11 protein-coding genes are annotated in these 22,530 nt (G+C 66.4%); 10 read left to right on the top strand and 1 reads right to left on the bottom strand.

What is annotated here, in order from left to right:
* The first annotated feature begins 11 nt into the window (after window positions 1-11).
* From JQT59_RS37990 to JQT59_RS12000, 3 genes are all read left to right on the top strand, one after another.
* Window positions 12-674, top strand: coding sequence for an AMP-binding protein (locus JQT59_RS37990; protein WP_349307013.1), 663 nt, complete (start codon window positions 12-14; stop codon window positions 672-674).
* Window positions 665-13,195: a non-ribosomal peptide synthetase gene (locus JQT59_RS36885; RefSeq protein WP_349307014.1), complete on the top strand. Its 12,531-nt coding sequence runs from the start codon at window positions 665-667 to the stop codon at window positions 13,193-13,195. Before JQT59_RS37990 ends, JQT59_RS36885 begins: the two co-directional genes overlap by 10 nt.
* A gap of 237 nt (window positions 13,196-13,432) precedes the next feature.
* Window positions 13,433-14,563: a magnesium and cobalt transport protein CorA gene (locus JQT59_RS12000; protein ID WP_213576325.1), complete on the top strand. Its 1,131-nt coding sequence runs from the start codon at window positions 13,433-13,435 to the stop codon at window positions 14,561-14,563.
* Window positions 14,564-14,639: 76 nt separating this feature from the next.
* Here the strand turns inward: JQT59_RS12000 and lppU are convergent, their stop codons facing one another.
* The gene (lppU, locus tag JQT59_RS12005) at window positions 14,640-15,230 is read right to left on the bottom strand and encodes an LppU family putative lipoprotein (RefSeq protein ID WP_109333357.1); all 591 of its coding nucleotides are present in this window, start codon (window positions 15,228-15,230) and stop codon (window positions 14,640-14,642) included.
* A gap of 170 nt (window positions 15,231-15,400) precedes the next feature.
* Here lppU and JQT59_RS12010 point away from each other — a divergent pair, with 170 nt between their 5' ends.
* The 7 genes from JQT59_RS12010 (at window position 15,401) to JQT59_RS12040 (ending at window position 22,468) form a co-directional block, all read left to right on the top strand.
* Window positions 15,401-16,444, top strand: coding sequence for an ATP-dependent DNA ligase (locus JQT59_RS12010; RefSeq protein ID WP_213576326.1), 1,044 nt, complete (start codon window positions 15,401-15,403; stop codon window positions 16,442-16,444).
* Window positions 16,444-17,472, top strand: a complete 1,029-nt coding sequence (locus tag JQT59_RS12015; protein WP_213576327.1) for a DNA polymerase domain-containing protein — start codon at window positions 16,444-16,446, stop codon at window positions 17,470-17,472. The genes JQT59_RS12010 and JQT59_RS12015 overlap by 1 nt, the downstream gene beginning before the upstream one ends.
* A gap of 56 nt (window positions 17,473-17,528) precedes the next feature.
* Window positions 17,529-18,044 (top strand): DUF6764 family protein, encoded by a 516-nt coding sequence (locus tag JQT59_RS12020; protein WP_213576328.1) that lies wholly within the window; start codon window positions 17,529-17,531, stop codon window positions 18,042-18,044.
* Window positions 18,045-18,134: 90 nt separating this feature from the next.
* The gene (locus tag JQT59_RS12025; RefSeq protein ID WP_109333349.1) at window positions 18,135-19,340 is read left to right on the top strand and encodes a serine hydrolase domain-containing protein; all 1,206 of its coding nucleotides are present in this window, start codon (window positions 18,135-18,137) and stop codon (window positions 19,338-19,340) included.
* Between the two features lie 17 nt (window positions 19,341-19,357).
* The gene (locus JQT59_RS12030; protein ID WP_213577661.1) at window positions 19,358-19,579 is read left to right on the top strand and encodes a dodecin; all 222 of its coding nucleotides are present in this window, start codon (window positions 19,358-19,360) and stop codon (window positions 19,577-19,579) included.
* A gap of 127 nt (window positions 19,580-19,706) precedes the next feature.
* Entirely contained in the window at window positions 19,707-21,392 is a 1,686-nt protein-coding gene (locus tag JQT59_RS12035) for an FAD-dependent oxidoreductase (RefSeq protein ID WP_213576329.1), read from the top strand.
* Window positions 21,393-21,556: 164 nt separating this feature from the next.
* Window positions 21,557-22,468, top strand: a complete 912-nt coding sequence (locus JQT59_RS12040) for a L,D-transpeptidase (RefSeq protein WP_109333345.1) — start codon at window positions 21,557-21,559, stop codon at window positions 22,466-22,468.
* Window positions 22,469-22,530 lie beyond the last annotated feature (62 nt).

Genomic DNA, 22,530 nt, shown 5'->3' on the forward strand with positions numbered 1-22,530 from the left:
AGCGGTTGGGGGTGTTGCGTGGGGAGAATCCGGCGTATGTGATGTTCACGTCGGGTTCGACGGGTCGGCCGAAGGGGGTGGTGGTTTCGCATGCGGGCATTGTGAATCGGTTGTTGTGGATGCAGGGGGAGTATGGGCTGGGTTCGGATGATGTGGTGTTGTTGAAGACGCCGGTGACGTTCGATGTGTCGGTGTGGGAGTTGTTCTGGCCGTTGATGGTGGGGGCGCGGTTGGTGGTGGCGGAGCCGGGTGGGCATCGTGATCCGGCTTATCTTGTGGATGTGATCGTCGAAAATGGGGTGACGACGGCGCATTTCGTGCCGTCGATGTTGGCGGTGTTCACGGCGGAGCCGGCGGTGGCGCGGTGTGTGAGTGTGCGGCGGGTGTTCGCGTCGGGGGAGGCGTTGTCGGCGTCGGTGGCGTCGAGGATGCGGGGGTTGGTGCCGGGTGTGCGGGTGCATAACTTGTATGGGCCGACGGAGGCGTCGGTGGATGTGACGTTTCATGAGGTGACCGATGCGGATGTGGTGGGGGTGCCGATCGGGGTTCCGGTGTGGAATACGCAGGTGTTTGTGTTGGATGGGTGGTTGCGGCCGGTGCCGGTGGGGGTGGTGGGGGAGTTGTATGTGGGGGTGTGCAGTTGGCGCGGGGGTATCGGGGTCGGGTGGATTTGACGGCGGATCGGTTTGTGGCGAATCCGTTCGGGTGTGGTTCGCGGTTGTATCGGACGGGGGATCGGGTTCGGTGGTTGTCGGGTGGGGAGCTCGAGTATGTGGGTCGGGTGGATTTTCAGGTGAAGTTGCGGGGGCAGCGGGTGGAGTTGGGGGAGATCGAGGCGGTGTTGTTGCGGTATGGGGGTGTGGCGCAGGCGGTGGTGGTGTTGCGGGGTGGGTCGGGTGGGGAGTTTGTGGTGGGGTATGTGGTGCCTGAGTGTGGGGTGGTGGTGGAGGGTCGGGCGGTGGTGGAGTGGGCGGCGGGGGTGTTGCCGGGGTATATGGTGCCGTCGGTGGTGGTGGTGCTCGATGAGTTGCCGGTGACGGTGAATGGCAAGCTCGACCGCAAGGCCCTCCCCGAACCCCACTTCACCACAGCGGGGTATCGCGCTCCGACGACACCCGTGGAGCAGTCTGTCGCCACAGCTTTCGCTGACGTCCTCGGTGTCGACCGCGTCGGCGCGGACGACAGCTTCTTCGCACTCGGTGGCGATTCGCTCAGCGCCACCAGGGCGGTGGCCCGCATCAACAGCGCGCTGGAGACGACACTCGCTGTGGGCGTGCTGTTCGACAACCCCGTGGTATCCGACCTGGCCGATCGGATCGGGCCGTCCCTGCTGACGAACTCCGTTACCCCGGAACTGACCGCGCGACCGCGGCCCGATCGGCTTCCCCTTTCTCTGGCGCAACAGCGTATGTGGTTCATCAACCAGTTCGACACCTCCTCACCGGCATACAACATTCCGGTTGCGCTACGTCTGGACGGCGTGATAGACCTGCCGACTCTCCGGGCGGCACTCGGTGACGTCATCGAACGGCACGAGACACTGCGTACCATGTATCCCGGTTCTGCCGACGGACCCCATCAAGTCATCGTGGAGACGAGAACCGCCATCCCCGAACTGGATTCGACATCCGCTACCGAACGGGACCTTCGAGATCTCCTCGCCACCTTTTTCGGCAAGGGATTCGATGTCACCGAGGAACTGCCCATCCGGGTGACGTTGGTGAGCCTCGCTCCCGAGAGTCACGTCCTGGCCCTCGCCGTACATCACATTGCGGCCGACGGCTTCTCGATGACGCCCCTGGCGCGCGATGTGATGCTTGCCTACACCGCGCGCAAACAACAGCGCGCGCCCGGCTGGGCACCGCTGCCCGTGCAGTACGCCGACTACAGCCTGTGGCAGCGCGAGGTCCTGGGCACCGAGGACCAGCCCGAGTCGGTGCTGTCGGAGCAACTCGGCTACTGGATCCGGACGCTGTCGGGCAGCCCGGAGGTTGTGCCGTTGCCCCTGGACCGACCGCGACCCAGACAAAGATCCTCCCGGGGTGCCGTCGTCACCCGCGACATCGCGCCTGCCGTGCATTCCGCCTTGCTCGACCTTGCACGCCAAGCTCGTTCGACTCTGTTCATAGTGATGCACGCGGCCTGGGCAGTGCTGCTCCAACGGCTGTCGGGCTCACACGACGTGGTGGTGGGAACGCCGATCGCGGGCCGCGGCCACCGGGCGCTCGACGATGTAGTGGGGATGTTCGTCAATACGCTCGTGCTCCGCACGTCGGTGCCGTCAGGGGCATCGTTCGCCGACGTACTCACCGAGGTGCGCTCAGCTGACCTCGGCGCATTCGAGCACGCGGACATCCCGTTCGAGCGGCTCGTAGACGAGTTGGTGCCCGAGCGGTCCACTGCGCACACACCCCTGTTCCAGGTGCTCCTCGAGTTCCGGAACGACACGCGCGTACGCCTGGAGCTGCCGGGGTTGGCAGTCGAATCCCTCGACGTCGATCTCGAGGTGGCGCAATTCGACTTGCAGCTGAGCCTCGCAGAGCGGCTCGGCGAGAACGGGATGCCGACCGGGATCACCGCCGGCTTCCGTTACGCGACCGACGTATTCGACCGCACATCGGTCGAGCGTCTCGCGCAGCGCTTCCTCCATGTGGTCGAGACCGTGTCGGCAGACCCGACGGTGCTCGTGGACGACGTCGACCTCCTCCTCCCGGCCGAGCGCGAGTTCGTGCTCACCTCCGCGCATCGACCGGCACAGCACGTCGCGCCGTCGACGTTGGCGGACGTTTTCGACCGTGTGGTGGCCGCCGCCGGCGATGCCGTCGCCGTGCGCTGTGACGGCTCGTCCGTGACCTACCGGGAACTCGACGACCGGGCGAACCGGCTCGCGAGACTGCTGGCCGACCAGGGAGCGGGCGCGGAAACACTGGTGGCCGTGGTCATGACGCGTTCCGTCGACTTGGTGGTTGCGGCTCTGGCAGTGGTGAAGTCGGGCGCCGGGTACCTCCCTGTCGATGTAGCCTCTCCTCCGGAACGGCTGACCTTCCTGCTGAGCGATGCCCAGCCGAGATGTGTACTGACCACCACCGCGGACGCACCGGTTGTCGATACTGCCTGCGCCCCGGTCATTATCGTGGACGACCCCGACACGCTGACCGCGGTGCAACGCTTCTCGCCCCTGCCGATCACGGATGTCGACCGGTGCAGTCCGTTGCACCCGGACTCGGTGGCGTACGTGATCTACACGTCGGGCTCCACCGGACGGCCGAAGGGTGTGCAGGTCTCACATCGCAACGTGGTTGCCTTGCTGGCACAAACCCAGTCGCTGTTCGGTTTCGGGCCCGACGACGTGTGGACCATGTTCCATTCCGCCGCATTCGACTTCTCGGTGTGGGAGATGTGGGGAGCGCTCGCGCACGGTGGCCGGCTGGTACTGGTGGACTACTTCACCGCGCGCTCACCCGAGAAGTTCCTCGAACTCCTGCGCGGCGAATACGTCACAGTCCTGAACCAAACTCCCACTGCCTTTTACCAGTTGGCAGAAGCGGATCGTCTGGCCGGTGGTCCCGCACTGTCCCTCCGGTACGTGATCTTCGGTGGGGAAGCCCTCGAATTCGCGCAACTGCAGCGCTGGTACGCACGCCGGGACGACACCGCGCCGGTTCTGGTCAATATGTACGGCATCACGGAAACGACGGTGCATGTCAGCCACCTGCCGATCGACCGGGACACCGTGACGGAGCAGCCCGCATCCGTGATCGGCCGGGGCCTACCCGGGCTGCGCGTCTACGTCCTCGACGACCGGCTGCATCCGGTGCCGCCGGGCGTGATCGGGGAACTGTACGTCGCAGGGGAGCAGGTGTCGCGCGGATACCTCGGCCGTCCCGCCCTCACGTCCGCCCGGTTCGTTCCCGACCCGTTCCTGCCGGAGTCCCGGATGTACCGGACCGGTGACCTCGGCAGGTGGAACCGCGACGGGCAGCTGGAGTACCTCGGCCGCAATGACCTCCAGGTGCAGGTGAAGGGTTACCGGATCGAACTCGGTGAGGTGGAGTCGGCTCTCCTCGCGTGTGAAGGAGTGGCGCAGTCGGCGGTGACGGTGCACGGGAGTCGATTGGTGGGGTACGCCGTGCCGGAGACCGGCGTATCGATCGACCCGGCTGTGCTCATCGACGCAGCCGCAGAGAGGCTGGCTTCGCACATGGTGCCGGCAGCAGTGGTGGTTCTCGACGAGATGCCGTTGACGGCGAACGGCAAGCTCGACCGGAAAGCTCTGCCCGAACCGGACTTCGGTCGACAGGTCACCACGAGCCGTACCTCCCTCACCGAGACCGAACGCATTCTCGCCGGCCTGTTCGCCGAGGTCCTGGGCCTCGACACGGTGGGCGTCGACGACTCGTTCTTCGCCATCGGTGGCGATTCGATCATGTCCATCCAGCTGGTCACCCGCGCCAAGGCAGCCGGGGTGGTGATCTCGCCGCGAGACGTGTTCGAACGTAGAACCGTTGCGGCTCTGGCCGAAATCGCCGGACAGGGTGACCAGGCGGTGATTCTGGAGGAGCTGCCCGGTGGCGGTGTCGGGGAGATTCCGTTGACCCCGATAGTGCGGTGGCTCCTCGGCCGAGGCGGAGATTTCCGGCGTTACTCGCAGACCGCACTGTTCACCGTGCCTGCGACCTTGGACGAGGACACCCTGACGCGGGCCGTCCAGGCCCTGCTGGATCGGTACGACCTCCTGCGGTCGCGTCTGTACCGCACCTCGCACACCGAAGAGGGCTGGTCGATGGAGGTGCAAGCCGAAGGGGCGGTGCGGGCGGCCACGCTCGTACGCCGGGTGCCGGTGGACGGTGACGACGTCTCCGATCTCGCCGCGAGGGAACTCGACGCAGCCCTCGATCGGCTTGATCCCGGGTCGGGTGTGATGATGCAGGTGGTCTGGCTCGACGCGGGTCGCCGGGGGGATGGCCGGTTGCTGATCGCCGTCCATCATCTGGCGATGGACGGAGTGTCCTGGCGGATCATGATCCCGGACCTCGCCACGGCGTGCGCGCAACTGCAGTCCGGTGCGACACCGGTGCTGGAGCCACCGGGAACGTCGATGCGCCGATGGGCGTATGCACTCGCCGACGCCGCGCACGAGCCTCGTCGAACAGCCGAACTCGAACTGTGGCAACGGATACTGGACGCGCCCGACCCCATCCTGGGCTCACGCCCCGTGGCCGAATCGGACACCGCCCTCACCGCCGAGGACGTGGAAGTGCACCTTCCGGCCCCGTTGAGCGAGACACTGCTGACGACCGTGCCACAGGCATTCCACGGCAGCGTGGGAGACGGGCTGTTGACGGCGCTGACCATGGCGCTGATCCGGTGGCGGCGACACCGGAGGATCGATGTCGAGGACGCCTTGGTGAATCTCGAAGGCCACGGCCGTGAAGAGCAGGTGGTACCCGGGGCAGATCTCTCCCGCACGGTCGGATGGTTCACCACCATCTTCCCCGTGCGTTTCGATCTCAGCGGAGTGGACCTCGACGACGCGTTCGCGGGAGGCCCGTCCGCAGGAGCCGCGGTGAAGGCTGTCAAGGAAATACTCCTCGCCGTACCCGACCACGGCATCGGCTTCGGACTGCTCCGGCACCTGAACAACGAAACTACGGAGACACTTTCACGACTGTCGCCTCCGCAGGTCAGTTTCAACTATCTCGGCAGAATGGGCGGAACAGCTCCGGAGAACGCCGAGGGATGGGTGCCCGTCGACGAACCCGCCCTACGCGAGAAGGCGGTTGCAGACCTACCCGTCGCGGCGGTCGTCGACGTCAATGCGATGACCATCGACGCGGGCGAAGGCCCGCAGCTGAAATCCACGTGGAGTTACCCGCCGGGCGTCCTCACCCGCGACGAGGTCGACGAACTCGCGCAACTGTGGGTACAGGCACTCGCCGCCCTCGGTGCGCACGTCGAGTCGGGCGGCGGCGGCTTCACGCCATCGGATTTCGATCTCGTCGAACTGGGGCAGGATGCGATCGAGACCCTCGAACGTCGCTGCCCCGACCTGACCGATGTGTGGCCGCTGTCGCCTCTGCAATTCGGCATGCTCTTTCAGGCCGAGCTTGCCGACGCCTCCGTCGATGCCTACCTCGTGCAGATCGGTCTCGACCTTCGCGGTGAGGTGGATGCACCTCGCCTGCGTCGCGCGGTCGCCGCTCTGGTCGACAGACACGCCAACCTACGCACCGCTTTCCTGCACGACGCCGAGGGCAACACCATGCAAGTCGTCCGGCGACACGTCGAGGTGCCCTGGCGTGAGGTCGATCTGACCGCGCTCGACGACACCGCGGCGGCGTCCGAGATCAGGCGACTGGAGGCCGAAGACAGGATCCGCCCGTTCGACCTGACCTCTGCGCCGCTGATCCGCTTCACTCTGATCACGTTGGCACAGAACCGATACCGGCTGGTGTCGGCCAACCATCACATCCTTCTCGACGGCTGGTCGATGCCGCTGCTGATCACGGAGTTGCTGACGCTCTACGCCACCGACGGTGACCCGTCACCCCTCCCACGTGTGCGCGGCTACCGCGACTATCTGGCGTGGATGAAGCACCGGGATCTCGAACCCTCCCGGGCGGTGTGGGCCCGGGCTCTGGCGGGGGTGGAGGGTCCGACCCTGTTGGCAGCCCGGGCGACCGGGGCGAGCGGAGCGAGGGATGATTCAGCAGCCGTCGAACGTCGGCGGCAGTTGTCCACCGTTCCTCAGGAGTGGGTGTTCGACCTGGACGAGGACGAGACCACCCGCCTGCGCGAGCTGGCGCGTTCTCGCGGGGTGACGATCAACACTCTCGTCCAGGTGTGCTGGGGAATTGTGCTCGGTACGTTGACCGGCCGCGACGACGTACTGTTCGGTGCCACCGTCTCGGGGCGGCCTCCCGAGCTGGCGGGCATCGAGACGATGATCGGCCTGTTCATCAACACATTGCCCGTCCGGATCGAACTACGTCCCGAAGAATCGATGGGTGCGCTCCTCGAACGTGTCCAGGCCGAGCAGGCGGCGTTGCTGGATCACCACTACCTGGGTCTGGCCGAGATTCAGCGCGCCGCGGGGCCCGAGGTCGGCTTCGACACCTTGACCGTGTTCGAGTCGTACCCGGTCGATCGCGCCGGGCTGTCGACCGACACCGATATCGCCGGGATGCGCGTGGCGGGGGTGGATGCGCACGATGCTGCGCATTACCCGCTGAGCCTGGTCGCGTCTGTCGACACTCGTCTCCACCTGAAGTTCGAGTACCTGCCCGACGTCTTCGCGGCGGACGCAGTCGAAGGCATCGCCGGGCGTGTGCTGCGGGTTCTCGACGCGTGCACCCGGCCGGAACAGCCGTTGGCCGCGCTGTCGCTGCTCACCGACGACGAGCGCACCGAGCTGGTTCCGGTCCGCGGTCGTCCGGGCGGGTCGGCCCGCACTCTGCCCGAAATTTTTGCCGATGCCGCCGCGCTCGATCCGGACGCGATCGCACTGTCCTTCGAAGACGAGCACGTGAGCTACCGCGAGCTGGACGAGCGGTCGAATCGTCTGGCGCGCGCACTCATCGCCCGCGGTGTCGGACCGGAGAGCTTCGTGGCCATCGGAATACCGCGGTCCCTCGACTCCATGCTGTCGGTGTGGGCGGTGGCGAAGACGGGGGCGGCGTTCGTGCCGATCGACCCCAGCTACCCCGACGAGCGAATCAGGCATATGCTCGCCGATTCCGGAGCCGCACTCGGCGTGACCACTACGCAGCACCGTGGCCGCCTCCCCGGCACCGCACACTGGCTGATGCTGGACCACCCCGACTTCACAACCGAATGCGCCGATTGTTCGCGGGCCCCGGTCACCGCAGTCGAGCGGACCGGTCCGATCGTGCTGGACACCGCCGCGTATCTCGTCTACACCTCAGGGTCCACGGGCGTGCCCAAGGGTGTCCTCGTCACCCATCGTGGTCTCGACAACTTCGCCCTCGAGCAACTTGAAAGATCCGGCGCGACAGTGCAATCGCGCACGCTGCACTTCTCGACGCCCAGCTTCGACGGTTCGGTATACGAGTATCTGCAGGCCTTCGGGGCCGGCGCGACGATGGTGATCGCGCCGCCCACGGTATTCGGCGGCGAAGATCTGGCACGGCTCCTCGCGGAACGGGAGGTCACCCACGCGTTCATCACCACCGCGGCGCTGGCGTCACTCGACCCAGCCGGGTTGGATCACCTGGCGGACGTGGTGTTCGGCGGTGAAGCGTGCCCACCCGATCTGATCGCTCGCTGGGCACCGGGCCGTCGGCTGTACAACGGGTACGGGCCGACCGAGACGACGATCATGTCCAACATCAGCGAACCGCTGGTTCCCGGCGGTCCGATCACCATCGGCGGCCCCATCCGCGGCGTGACGGAACTGGTACTCGACACCCGATTGCAACCGGTCCCGGTCGGAGTTCCGGGCGAGCTGTATCTCGCCGGGGCAGGTCTGGCCCGCGGCTATCACCGTCGACCCGCGCTCACGGCCGAACGGTTCGTCGCTGATCCCACACGACCCGGCGAAAGGATGTACCGCACCGGGGATGTCGTGCGGTGGACCGCCGACCACAGCATCGAGTACCTGGGCCGCAGCGACTTCCAGGTCAAGGTCCGGGGTTTCCGCGTAGAACTCGGCGAGATCGACGCCACCCTCATGTCGGAGCCGGACGTCGGGTTCGCGGCCACGATCGCGCACCGCGGTCCCGCCGGTGACACGCTGCTGGTGTCCTACGTCGTGCCGACAGCGGGTCGCGTCCTCGACAGTGCCGTGCTCACCAGGAGTCTCGAGCGCCGTCTGCCGTCGCACATGGTGCCGTTCTCGATCGTCCTGCTGGATCGAATCCCGTTGACGGCAGTCGGCAAGCTGGACCGCACGGCACTGCCGGAGCCCGACTTCCTGTCCACGACAGGTCCATACCGGCCGCCGGCCGACCCGATCGAGGAAGCGGTAGCCGACGTCTTCGCGGACGTACTCGGACTAGGACGGGTGGGTGCCGATGCCGGATTCTTCGACCTCGGCGGCAATTCCCTCAGCGCGACCCGCGCGATGGCCCGGTTGCGGGCGTTGCTCGGCATCGACTGTGGGGTCCGTGACCTGTTCGAGGCGCCCACCGTGGCCGCGCTGGCCGCACGGATCGAGCACGCCGGTGCGCGGCAGTCCGAACGCCCGGTGCTCGCACCCCGCACGCGACCCGAGAACATCCCGCTGTCGTTCGCTCAGCAGCGCATGTGGTTCGTCAACCAACTCGACACCACCTCGGCCGCCTACAACATCCCGATCGTGGTCCGACTGAGCGGTGCGCTCGATGTGCGGGCGCTGAGCTCGGCGATCACCGATGTCTTTACCCGGCACGAGTCCCTGCGAACGACGTTCCCGATCGGCGAGGACGGGCCCGTCCAACGAATTCTGCCCGCCGAGAGCGCAGCGCTCACACTGATCCCGGTCGCCGTGGTGGACGAGCGTCATCTGCGAGAGAAGCTGACCCGGCTGGTGTCGGCGGGATTCGATGTCACCGCGCGGGTACCGCTGCGGGTGCGCCTGTTCTCGCTCACCGCCACCGAGCACGTGCTTGCCGTTGTGGTGCATCACATCTCGGCGGACGGGTTCTCGATGGTCCCGCTGGTGCACGACGTGATGACGGCATACGAAGCCCGTGCCCGCGGCGACGCGCCCGCGTGGGCACCGCTGCCGGTGCAGTACGCCGACTACACCCTGTGGCAACGGGAGCTGCTGGGCTCGGCCGACGACCCCGAGTCGCTGATCGGGACGCAGCTCGCCTACTGGAGGAATGTGCTGGCAGGAACACCCGACCTCCTCGAACTGCCCACCGATTACGACCGACCTCCCCAGCAATCCTTCCGCGGCGGCCGCATCGGCTTCACCGTCGACCGCGGCCTCCATCGACGGATCAAAGAACTGTCGCGGCGCCTTCGCTCCACGGAGTTCATGACCGTCCATGCCGCACTCGCCGTGCTGCTGTCACGGCTCGGCCGCACCGACGACGTCGTGATCGGAACGCCGATCGCCGGCCGCGGAGAACCCGCGCTCGACGATCTGGTCGGCATGTTCGTGGGCACGCTCGCCCTGCGCACGCAGGTCGATTCCGCAACGTCCTTCACCACCCTGGCGGCCCAGTGCCGTGATGTCGACCTCGGTGCCTTCACCCACGCCGACGTTCCCTTCGAACGCGTGGTGGAGGCAGTGGGGCCGACTCGATCGACGGCGCACTCACCGATCGTCCAGGTCTCCCTCGAGTTCCAGAACAACGAGCAACCAGTGCTGACACTGCCGGATCTGGAGGTTCGTGCACTCGATCCCGAACTCGCCGTCGTCAAGGTGGATCTCGAATTCCTCCTGGCCGAGAAGTTCGACGTGAACGGTGCACCGGCAGGCATGGATGGCGCCATCGATTTCGCGACCGATCTCTTCGATGCCGGCACCGTCCGAGGTTTCGCCGACCGGTTCCTGCGGATTCTCGACGCTGTGACCGAGAACCCCGACCGGCCGGTCGGCGACCTCCCGCTCCTCGACGAGGTGGAGACGCGGGCCCTGGTTCCTGCCCGCGGCGCACCCGACATGCGCCCGGAACTGTGGCCCGACCTGCTCACCGCTGCCGCCGCACTCGACCCCGACTCGGTGGCGCTGTCCTGCGAGGGCAGGCACGTGCGTTACCGCGAACTCGACGAGTGGTCCAACCGGTTGGCCCGCGTCCTCCGTGGCCGTGGGGTGGGGCCGGAGACCTTCGTCGCGCTCGGAATGCCCCGCTCGATCGAAGCTGTGGTCTCGATCTGGTCGGTCACCAAGGCAGGCGCGGCCTTCGTGCCCGTCGATCCGGCCTACCCACGCGAACGCATCGACTTCATGCTCACCGACTGCCAAGCCTCGTTGGGCCTCACCGTGCGAGCTCACCGAGCCACTTTGCCGGACACTGTTGCGTGGCTGGTGCTGGACGACGAAAACGTCACCGAGCAGATGGCGGCGGAGTCGTCCGCGCCACTGACAGATGAGGACCGGACGAGCCGATTGTTACTCGCCCATCCGGCGTATCTCATCTATACCTCCGGCTCGACGGGGAAACCGAAGGGCGTCGTCGTCACTCACCAGGGCATGGCGAACTTCACCGCGGAAACGCGCGACTGCTTCGAGGTCACGCCCGAGGCCAGGGTGTCGCATCTGGCGTCCCCGAGTTTCGATGCGTCGGTGTTCGAACTGATGATGGCGTTCAGCGCCGGGGCGCGGGTGGTGATCGTGCCGCCCACCATCGTCGGTGGCAGCGAACTGGCTCATCTGTTCCGGCGCGAGCGCGTCACCCATGCCACCATCACACCCACCGCGCTGGCGGCGCTCGACAACGACGAACTCCACTCGCTTCGTGTCCTCGACCTGGTCGGCGAGGCATGCCCGCCGGAGGTGGTCGCGCAGTGGGCGCCGGGTCGCAGCCTGCACAGCGGGTACGGACCCACGGAAACCACCATCCAGGCGAGTGTCAGCGCCCCGATGCATGCCGGTGAAGGGGTGAACATCGGGGGGCCGGCAGTAGGACTTGCGTTCCTGGTCCTCGACGAGCGACTGCAACCGGTGCCCGTCGGCGTGCACGGCGAGTTATACATCGTCGGGCCGGGTATGGCACGCGGGTACCACAATCGGGCGGCGCTCACCTCCGAACGCTTCGTCGCCTGCCCCTTCTGCGAGCCGGGATGCCGGATGTACCGGACCGGCGACGTGGTGCGCTGGCGCAAGTCGGCGAGTCCGGCGACGGGGGATGTCACACCGCACACCCTCGAGTACATCGGGCGCAGCGACTTCCAGGTCAAGGTCCGCGGCTTCCGCATCGAGCTCGGCGAGATCGACGCCGTGCTCGCCCGTCATCCGGCGGTCGCCTTTGCTGCCACCATCGGTCACACAGCTCCCTCAGGCGACGCCGTACTCGCCTCGTATGTGCGGGTACAGGAGGGACAGGAGGTGCGGCCCACGGAACTGCGCACCTACGCGTCCGAGCGCCTGCCCGCACACATGACGCCGGCCGCGGTGATCGTCCTCGACGAAATCCCGATGACCCCTGTCGGCAAACTCGACCGAAAAGCGCTGCCCGCACCAGAATTCGGTTCCAGTGGAGCGACGTTCCGGGCACCGGCCACGGACACCGAACGCGTAATCGTGGAAGCGTTCGCCGAGGTCCTCGGCGTGGAGCGGGTCGGCGTCGCGGACAGCTTCTTCGACCTCGGCGGTAACTCCCTCCTCGCCACCCGGATCGTCAGCGCCCTCGAGGCCAGACTGGAGCGGACGGTTCCGCTGCAATGGATGTTCCTCGACCCCACGCCTGCGGGGATCGCCCACCGTCTCGAACTGCCGGCCCGCGCCACCGGTGTGGAAGAGGCACTCGCCGTCGTGATTCCCTTGCGGGCGCAGGGAAGAGGTACCCCGTTGTTCTGCGTGCACCCGGGAATCGGGCTCTCGTGGGGCTACGCCGGCCTCGTCCGGTACCTACCGCCGGACCGGCCGGTGTACGGACTGCAGCTTCCCGCGATCAGCGGTGAGCCGTTACCCGAGTCGATCGAACAACTCGCCCGCCGCTACGTCGAAGAGATCAGGAACATACAGCCCGAAGGTCCCTACGACCTGTTGGGCTGGTCGCTCGGCGGGGTCATCGCACATGCCATGGCCGTCGAACTCCGGGCCTCGGGGGACGAGGTGGCCACCCTCGCCCTCATGGACAGCTACCCCGAGGACGGAGAGCAACCCGCAGTCGGTCAGCTCGACCTGCGGGAGCTGCTCCGGGGCCTCGGCGTGGAGACAGACCTGTCGGACAACCAGCTCACCTACGAGCGTGCGGCCCAGTTGCTCGGTGAAACATTCGGGGCCGAAGCCGGCGTCACCGCAGAGCATCTCGAACGGATCGCTGCGGGGTACGAGAACTCCCAGCGTCTCGGGTGCCGGTTCGTTCCGCGGGTGTACGACGGCAACGTGCTCTTCTTCCCTGCCGTGCGCAACGGAGACGGCGGCGCCCGCGCGCGGTCCGCCGAGGAGTGGCGGTCGCTCGTGACCGGCCGGATCGACGAGCAGCCCGTCGATTGCGGGCACAACGACATGATCGAACCGCAGTCCCTCGCCGTCATCGGGCCCGTCCTGGCACGCTCGCTCGAGGTTCGTGAACGGTGACCCGGCCAGGGCGGGAATGGCCCTGCTTCCCTGAATCGGCCCGACAGGAGTAGTCTGTCCTGCGGTCTGCAGAGTGCAGTCGCCGCTCGCGTCTGTGAGCATGTCGAGGAAGTGGAGGTGAGGCGTCCGATGAGAAGCCAACCTCCCAGTATCTACTGAAACCGTTTCACCTCGCCGGGGAACGGTTTCACAGTCGTGTGTCCACTTGCACGCATCCTTCCTCGAAAGACCAGTGCCATGCCACAATTGCGTCCCATTCGTTCCCTGCTCCCGAGCCGTTCCGCCGGTCTGTCCGACGCCGAGACCGGTCACGTCGCCCCGCGTCGCGCACCCGAACCGACGCCGGCCGAAGAAACTGTGGTCAACAGCGCCGTCTATCGTGACGGAAAGAAGATCGCGACACCGGCCACGCTGTCGGAGGCGCTGGGCAGCTTGCCGGACGCGTCGTCGATGGCCTGGATCGGCATGTACCGGCCCAACGACGCCCAGTTGTACGCTGCAGCAGCGCAATTCGATCTTCACGAGCTGGCGGTCGAGGACGCGATCGTCGCGCACCAGCGTCCCAAACTCGAACGCTACGGCGAAACGTTGTTCGTGGTGCTGCGGGCCGCACGGTACTGCGACGAAACCGAGCGCGTCGAATTCGGCGAGCTGCACATCTTCTGTGGGCCGACATTCGTGCTCACCGTGCGGCACAGTGAGTCACCCGACCTGTCGGCGGTGCGCAGGAGGATGGAAGGGAACCCGGACCTGCTGAAGCTGGGACCCGAGGCGGTCCTGTACGCAATCCTCGACGCGGTGGTCGACGGCTACGCCCCGGTGGTGTCGGGCCTGCAGAACGACATCGACGAGATCGAAACCGAAGTGTTCAGCGGCGAACCCGGTGTGTCGCGGCGAATCTACGAACTCACGCGTGAGGTCATCGAATTCCAGAGGGCCACAAGGCCGCTGCTCGGAATGCTGCGCGGGCTGTCGGCGGGATTCGAGAAGTACAACACCGACGAGGAACTGCAGCGGTATCTCCGTGACGTTACCGATCACGCGACGGTCGTCGTGGAGCGGGCGGACGGATTCCGCCAGTTGCTCGGCAACATCCTCACCGTCAACGCGACTCTGGTGTCGCAGGAACAGAACGAGGAGATGCGGAACCTCACCCAGGCGAGCTACGCGCAGAACGAAGAAATCAAGAAGGTATCGGCCTGGGCGGCAATCCTGTTCGCCCCCACCCTCATCGGGACGGTGTATGGCATGAATTTCGACCACATGCCGGAACTGCACTGGGTGGGCGGATACCCGTTCGCCCTGTCGCTGATGATGCTCACGTGCGCGGGCCTGTACACCATCTTCAAACGGCGTGGCTGGTTGTGAGGTCAGGTCGGCTGCGGGTGAACCCGCAGCCGACCTGACAACCAGTTAAGGCTCGTCGACCCGCAGCCTCGGGCTGTCAGAGCTCATCAACACAGACGACGAACTTGCGCTCGGGGTATTCGTAGCCGTTGGAGGACGTGGTGCACGAATCCACGGACGTGGCGCCCTGCACGATTTCGGTCACTTTCACCCCGTCGACGGCGGTGGGGTCGGTGCACTCGATGCGCTTGGGATCCTCACCACCGACATCCATGCATCCGCCGATGACCCAGTCGACGTCGAGGCAGATCGCGCCCTGCTCGACTCCGCCGAGGGTCTCGTAGTAGTACGAGTCGGCGTCGCTGATGCACTGGCTGTTCTGCTCCGCCTTGGCGATCACCTTGTAGTTCGACTCGGGGCTGCCGCACGCCGCCTTGTCGATCTCGGCGTCGGTGATCGTGCCGCCGAGCTTGACGCACTCGCCGATCGCTACTTCGAAGTCGACGTCTCCGCCGGCGTCCACACCTTCCTGTCCGTCGATCACGGTCGTCGACTCAGTGGTAGTGGCCGAAGCCCCCGACTCCGGCACTGCCGTGGGAGTGACCTCCGAACCGCACCCCGTGACGAGAACCGCCGTCGCCGACAGTGCGACGACCGCGGTGCACACCCGCCGAACCAGACCTGCCATCTCAACCCCACCTCGTTCTGGATGGCAGTGCCACCCGAATTTCCGGGATGGCGGTGCCACCTACCTTCCCGGATGACCGCTTGCCATCCCGGCTCCACGCGCATGCCGTGTCGCGCATTATTTGATTACATCGGTCACAGATTTACCAATCGTAATGACACTATGGACGGGTGGATCTCCCCGTGATGCCTCCCCTGCAACCGATGCTCGCGAAGTCCGCGTCGTCCGTTCCGACGCAACCGGAGTCGGGTCTCATGTGGTCGTACGAGCCCAAGTGGGACGGCTTTCGGGCCCTCGTTTTCCGGGACGGCGACGAGGTGGTGCTCGGCTCCCGCGGCGGAAAAGACCTGGCCAGGTACTTCCCCGAGATGGTTCGGGCCGCCGTCGCCGAGCTCCCGGAGCGCTGTGTGGTGGACGGTGAGCTCGTGGTGCCGCGCACTGTCGACGGCCACACCCGGCTCGACTGGGAATCCTTGTCGGAGCGCATTCATCCGGCGGAGAGCCGAGTGACACTGCTGTCCGAGCAGACCCCGGCTCAATTCGTCGCCTTCGACCTGCTGGTCCTGGGCGACCGGGATCTCAGTCGTGAGGACTTCTCGACCCGCAGACAGGAGCTGGTCGGCGCCGTCGGTGGCGGTCCCAGTTGCCATGTCACCGCGGCCACGGAGTCGAGCGAGCTGGCAACCGAGTGGTTCCAGACGTTCGAGGGCGCCGGCCTCGACGGAGTGGTGGCGAAAAAGCTCGCCGGGCCGTACCTGCCGAACAAGCGGGAAATGGTGAAGGTGAAGCACGCCCGCACCGCCGACTGCGTCGTCATCGGCTACCGGCCCCACAAGAGCCAGCCCGGAATCGGGTCGATGCTTCTCGGGCTCTACGACGGTGACCAGCTGTCGATGGTGGGCGGTGCGTCGGCCTTCACCTCGGCGAGGCGAATCGAACTGCTCGCCGAGTTGGAAGAGCTGCGGGTCGGTGACGACGTCGTCGCCGAGGGTGAGCCCACCCGCTGGCGGTCGGGCAACGACCGCACGTGGGTGCCACTACGACCTGAACGGGTGGTCGAGGTGGCGTATGACCAGATGGAAGGCGCACGCTTCCGGCACGCCGCGCGGTTCCTGCGCTGGCGACCGGACCGGACGCCCGACGAGTGCACATTCGAACAACTGGAGGTTCCGGTGCGATACGACCTTTCCGACGTGCTGGCCGGGGGTTCGTGATGGCGAGCCCGGCCGTCGAACTCGACGTGGACGGCGTCGCCGTTCGCCTGTCGAACCCCGACAAGATCTACTACCCGAAACTCGGTGCGGACGGCGGCACCAAACGGCACCTCGTGGAGTACTACCGCTCCGTCGCCCTGCAGGGTGCGCTGCTGGATGCGCTGCGGGACCGGCCGACGCATCTGCAGCGGTTCCCCGACGGAGTCGAAGGCGAGGAGATCTACCAGAAGCGCGTGCCGGCCAAGCGTCCGGAACACGTCGGTTCCTGCGAGGTCACTTTCCCGTCGGGACGAAAGGCGGATGTACTCCGCGTCCGCAGCGCACCCGACATCGTGTGGGCTGCGAACCTCGGCAACATCACCTTCCATCCCTGGGCGGTCCGCTGCCCCGACGTCGACCATCCCGACGAGCTGCGGATCGACCTGGACCCGCAGCCCGGCACCGGCTTCGACGATGCCCGTGCGGTGGCCCTCGACGTCGTGCAGCCCCTACTGGACGAGCTCGGCCTGGTCGGCTTCCCGAAGACGTCGGGTGGTCGTGGCCTGCACGTCTATCTGAGCATCGCGCAGCGGTGGGACTTCGTGGAGGTGCGCCGGGCCGGCATCGCCCTCGCGCGGGAGATCGAGCGGCGCAGCGGCGACCGGGCCACTACGTCGTGGTGGAAGGAGGAACGCGGTGAACGAATCTTCCTCGACTTCAACCAGAATGCGCGCGACAAGACCATCGCCTCCGCGTACTCCGCCCGCAAGACTCCTATCGCGACGGTGTCGACGCCGGTGACCTGGGCGGAACTCATCGACGTCGACCCTGACGACTTCACCATCGCCACCGTGCCCGCCCTGCTCGACAAGCGTGGAGACCCCATGGCGACCATCCGTGACGTGGAGCAGTCGCTCGACGTCCTGCTCGACATGGCAGACCGGGACGCCGCGAACGGCCTGGGCGATCTCCCGTACCCGCCTAACTATCCCAAGATGCCGGGCGAACCGAAGCGAGTGCAACCGAGTCGGGACCGAGACCGAAAGTAGCCGACGCTGACGTACGCTCAGGCGGGCGAGTTGCGTCCGAACATGGGGAGGTCTTCATGGAGCGTTCGACAGCCGGTGCTGCCGGACTCGTTCTCGGTGTCGTTGCGACGGCATTCGGAACTCTGATGACGACGCCGGCCACCGCGTCGGCAGGATCGTTGTCCTGCGTGTCACCTCCGGGCCGCGACACCACCTCGATCATCGACCGCACCGCGTGTGGCGCGAAATCCGACCCGAGCAGCAACTCTGCAGCGCTCGGCAACGATGGCGTCGGTTTCGCCGACGCCGCCGAGGCGGGGGCGGCACTCGGCGCCGGCGTCGGCGGGGGTGTCGGCGCCGCCGAAGCTCGCGGCGGCGGCGTTGCCGCGATCGCGATCGGACCGAAAAGCGTCGCCATCGGTACGGTCGCCGGATCAGGCCCCGCGCTGGTGTTGAGCGGCCCAGGGGGTCAGGCCCTCGTCGCCGACCCGGCCCGCGGTGTCGTGTGCTCCGGCGGGCCTGCGCTTGCCATCAATTTCCTTGCAGGTCAAGCATGTTTCACCGATGGGGTAACGGTCTGGCGGGTTTCCTGATCACACCCCCGGTCGGCGTCGTATGGTGACGGCAGTCACAGTGGGCTGACGCATCTGCCGCATGAAGCGGCAGTAGATCGGAGGTGGTCGATGACGACCAGCGTTCGAAGTCACAGGCCCGCGGCCGCGCCCCGGACCGAGTTGCATGTGGACCCTCGGTTCCTTCCCCTCGCCGACCGCTTCTTCGCGATGTACCGACAGCCTCAGCAGGGTGGCGGCGCGCTCACCGCGTATTTCCGCGGTGAGAAGGTGCTGGATATCTGGGCGGGTTGGGCCGATCGTGATCGCCGCTGGGACCGCGACACCGTCGCCTTGTCGTTCTCGACGGGCAAAGGGGTGGCCAGCACCGTCGTGCACAGGCTGGCCGAGCGCGGTCTGCTCGATTACGACGCGAGAGTGGCCGACTACTGGCCCGAGTTCGGTGCGGCAGGTAAGGACGCCATCACGGTCCGCGACCTGCTGACGCATCGCGCCGGTTTGCATCGAGTGCGAGGTCTGATGCGCAGCCCACTCGATTTACTCGACTACGACGCGGTCGTGCAGGCTCTCGCGTCGACACCGGCCGACCCACGCAGACTCCGCGGTCCGGGTTATCACGCCGTCACCTATGGGTGGTTGGTAGCCGAACTCGTCGCACGGGTGACGGCGAAACCGTTCGTCCGGGTGGTGGAGGAGGAGATCGCCGGTCCCCTCGGAATCGACGACTTCTGGTACCTGGTCCCGGAACAGCACCGGCCACGGATCGCAAAGCTGTTTCCGCACATCAACCCTGCTGGATTGAACTGGGAGCTCACGTCCACCGTCCTCGCGCGCGTCGGCCCCACGCGCGGGCTCGCCGAGGCGGCCATGCCCACCGGATTCGACGTGCTGGTGCGCAACCCGGCCGTGCACGGCGCAGTGATGCCTGGATGGAACGGTGTGTTCAGTGCCCGCGCCCTCGCCCGCATGTACGGCGCGATCGCGAACGGCGGTGTGCTCGACGGACGCCGTTTCCTGCGCCGGTCCACCATCGAGCAGATGTCGACCGTGCAGACCCGCGACCGCGATTACGTGCTCGGTATCCGGCCCCAGTGGTCGCTCGGCTATCACCGCCCGATCCTGGCGTCCCGAGAGCAACCACGGAACGCGATCGGGCACTACGGCGTCGGCGGGTCCGGGGCCTATGCGGACCTCGACAGCGGGTTGTCCCTCGGCTTCGTCACCAACCGGCTCGGCAGTTCGTTCACCGCTCTCGGTGATCTGCGTCTGGCGCGGCTCGGGGTCGAAGCGCAAGCGCTCGTACGTAACGACAAGTAACCACGAAAGGAATCATGATGAGTGATCACGTGTACCGGGTCGTCGAGGTCGTAGGTTCGTCGGGAGACAGCATCGACGGCGCCATCAAAAACGCCGTCGTGCGCGCGCAGGAGACCGTACGCAACCTCGAATGGTTCGAGGTGGTCTCGACACGGGGTCACATCGAGGATGGTGCGGTGGCGCACTTCCAGGTGACACTCAAGGTCGGATTCCGGCTGGAGCCGGGCGGAGCGGTCTGACGGGAGCGGGGACGGACGCTGTCCTGGCGAACGTCCCCTTCGTCACACCCTCGCGCAAAAGTGGAACACGTTATAGTCTGGGCTTCCAGTCGACGTCGGACTGCGTGTACTCAGGTAGGGGAGAGCCGTGACTTATGTGATTACGCAGCCTTGCTGCAACGACGCCTCGTGCGTCGATGTCTGTCCGGTCAACTGCATCCATCCCACACCGGACGAGAAACCGTTCGCGACCACGGAAATGCTGTACATCGACCCCGACACCTGCATCGACTGCGGTGCCTGCGTCGAGGAATGCCCGGTCGAGGCCATCTATGCCGAGAACGACCTCGAAGAAGTCGACGCCCCCTACCTCGACATCAATGCGCAGTACTACACCAAACACCCCATCGGTCCCGACTGGCCGGATCCGGTGAAGCTGCCATCGATCGACGCCGCGCTCGGCACGCTGCACGTCGCGATCGTCGGGTCCGGTCCCGCGGCCTGTTACGCCGCGATGGAACTGACCGCCAAACCGCGCATGGAGGTCGACATGTTCGAGCGCCTGCCCACCCCGTACGGGTTGGTGCGCGCCGGTGTCGCCCCCGATCATCCGGGCACGAAGGGTGTCACCGATCAGTTCCGTTCGGCAGTGGGCAAACGGAATGTGCATTGCCACTTCAACGTGGCAGTCGGCGAGGACGTCACCCACGACGAATTGCTGCGGCACCACCACGCCGTGATCTACGCAGTAGGCGCTGCGGGTGACCGCAGGCTCGACATACCCGGCGAGGATCTGCCGGGCAGCCATGCGGCCACCGAGTTCGTCGCCTGGTACAACGGCCATCCCGACTACGCCGACCGCACGTTCGACCTCTCCGGCGAGCGTGCCGTGATCGTCGGCAACGGCAACGTGGCTCTCGACGTGGCCCGGATCCTGGTCACCGATCCCGATGTCCTGGCGACCACGGATCTGGCGGACCATGCGCTCGAAGCGCTGCGGTCGAGCAACATCCGGGAGGTAGTGATCCTCGGGCGTAGGGGTCCTGCCCAGGCGGCATACACCAACCCCGAACTCCTTGCCTTGGGCCGGATGCCCAACGTGGACGTCGTCGTCGACTCCGAGGAAGCCGTGCTCGATCCGGCCAGCCGTGCACTCGTCGACGCGGACGATGCGGAGCCGTCGCTGCAGTTGAAGGTGAAGCAGGTGGAGGAGTTCGCGCAGCGGGCCGCCGACCCCGCACGCAAGCGCATCGTGCTTCGCTTCCTCACCTCACCGGTCGACATCCTCGGTGACGGGCACGTTCAATCCGTGCGAATCGCCCGCAACGAGATGGTCGCGGACGCCTCCGGGGTTCTCGGCGCCAAACCGTCGGATGTCATCGAGACGCTCGACACCGGGCTGATCCTGCGATCGATCGGATATCGCGGCCGTCCGGTGGCGGGGCTCCCTTTCGACGACCGGCGCGGGGTCATCCCCAACGAGAACGGGCGGGTGATCGACCCGGAGACGGGAACGCCGATCCCCGGTGTCTACGTGGCGGGGTGGATCAAACGGGGACCGACAGGCGTGATCGGCACGAACAAGTACTGCTCGGCCGAGACCGTGCACATGGTGATCGATGATTTCTCGGCGGGCCGGCTCGACGCGCCCGAAGACCGGGAGGCCCTCGACCGGTTGATTGCCGAACGGGCGCCCAATGCGATCGACTACCAAGGTTGGCAGCGTATCGACAAAACCGAGCGCGCCGGGGGCCGGGCCGCGGGTCGGTCCCGCACCAAGCTCGTGACCATCGACAGCATGCTGGCCGCAGCCCGCGCCGATACCTCGCCGTGAGCACTTCTTGACAGTCCAGTGATAACAAATACTCACAGGGCGCAGAGCGGCAACGATTGCGGGTAAATTGCTCGGCGCCGGATGATGTGTGTTAATGGCTGTGCGCGATTGTTAGGTCCGTCGGGGACGCGCGTCAGTACACGTCGTCGAACGAGAGTGGTCATATGGGCAAGACAGGAATCTGTACTTCGCGGAATCAGCGCTGGTCATCGCGCGTCGCCGTCGCAGTGGCCGGAGTGGTGGTTTCCGGAACGGCGCTGGTAGGACCCGCCCAGGCCGTCCCGCTGTTCCCCGGTGGACCGGAGATTCCCACCCTTCCCGGTCTGCCCAGCGCCCCGCAGCTTCCGCTACCCGAACCGGCGCCCGCGCCGGCCAACTTCTCGGCACCGTCCCTCAACCCCGGTGAGGGTGAGGTCGTGGGTGTCGCGCAGCCGGTGATCATCCGGTTCAACGAGGCGATCGGTGACCGCGCCGCCGCCGAGCGTGCCATCAAGGTCACCACCAGCCAACCCGTCGAGGGTGGCTTCTACTGGATCAACGACAGCCAGGTGCGCTGGAAGCCCACCGACTTCTGGCCGGCCAACACGCAGGTCACCGTGGATGCCGGAGACGCGCATTCCACGTTCACCATCGGCGACGCCTTGGTGGCGACCGCCGACGACAATACCAAGCAGATCACGATCACCCGCAACGGTGAGGTGGTCAAGACCATGCCGACCTCGATGGGTAAGCCGGGTCACGAGACCCCCAACGGCACCTACATCATCGGCGAGAAGTTCCGCGACATGTACATGGATTCGTCCACGTACGGGGTGCCGGTCGACTCCGAGGAGGGGTACCGCACCTACGTCGAGTACGCCACGCGCATGTCGTACAGCGGCATCTTCGTCCACGCCGCGCCGTGGTCGTTGGACGCGCAGGGCAACACCAACGTCAGCCACGGGTGCCTCAACGTGAGCACCGAGGACGCCAAGTGGTTCTACGAGAACTCCAAGAAGGGCGACGCGGTGGTCGTGCAGAACACCGCCGGTGGAGTGCTCAGCGGCTCCGACGGTCTGGGCGACTGGAACCGCTGAACCTGATCCGAACACCATGCCGTAGCCCGCACAGTTCGCTGTGCGGGCTACGGGCTTTCCAA

The organism is Rhodococcus sp. USK13, from assembly GCF_018343855.1.
GTDB lineage: Bacteria > Actinomycetota > Actinomycetes > Mycobacteriales > Mycobacteriaceae > Rhodococcus_F > Rhodococcus_F oxybenzonivorans.

What these genes read in the sequence shown, in the direction of transcription:
- JQT59_RS12015 (WP_213576327.1), top strand. Translation starts at nt 16,444, where the DNA reads ATGGCGAGCCCGGCCGTCGAACTCGACGTGGACGGCGTCGCCGTTCGC.
- JQT59_RS12000 (WP_213576325.1), top strand. Translation starts at nt 13,433, where the DNA reads ATGCCACAATTGCGTCCCATTCGTTCCCTGCTCCCGAGCCGTTCCGCC.
- JQT59_RS12025 (WP_109333349.1), top strand. Translation starts at nt 18,135, where the DNA reads ATGACGACCAGCGTTCGAAGTCACAGGCCCGCGGCCGCGCCCCGGACC.
- JQT59_RS12040 (WP_109333345.1), top strand. Translation starts at nt 21,557, where the DNA reads ATGGGCAAGACAGGAATCTGTACTTCGCGGAATCAGCGCTGGTCATCG.
- lppU (WP_109333357.1), bottom strand. Translation starts at nt 15,230, where the DNA reads ATGGCAGGTCTGGTTCGGCGGGTGTGCACCGCGGTCGTCGCACTGTCG.
- JQT59_RS12020 (WP_213576328.1), top strand. Translation starts at nt 17,529, where the DNA reads ATGGAGCGTTCGACAGCCGGTGCTGCCGGACTCGTTCTCGGTGTCGTT.
- JQT59_RS12030 (WP_213577661.1), top strand. Translation starts at nt 19,358, where the DNA reads ATGAGTGATCACGTGTACCGGGTCGTCGAGGTCGTAGGTTCGTCGGGA.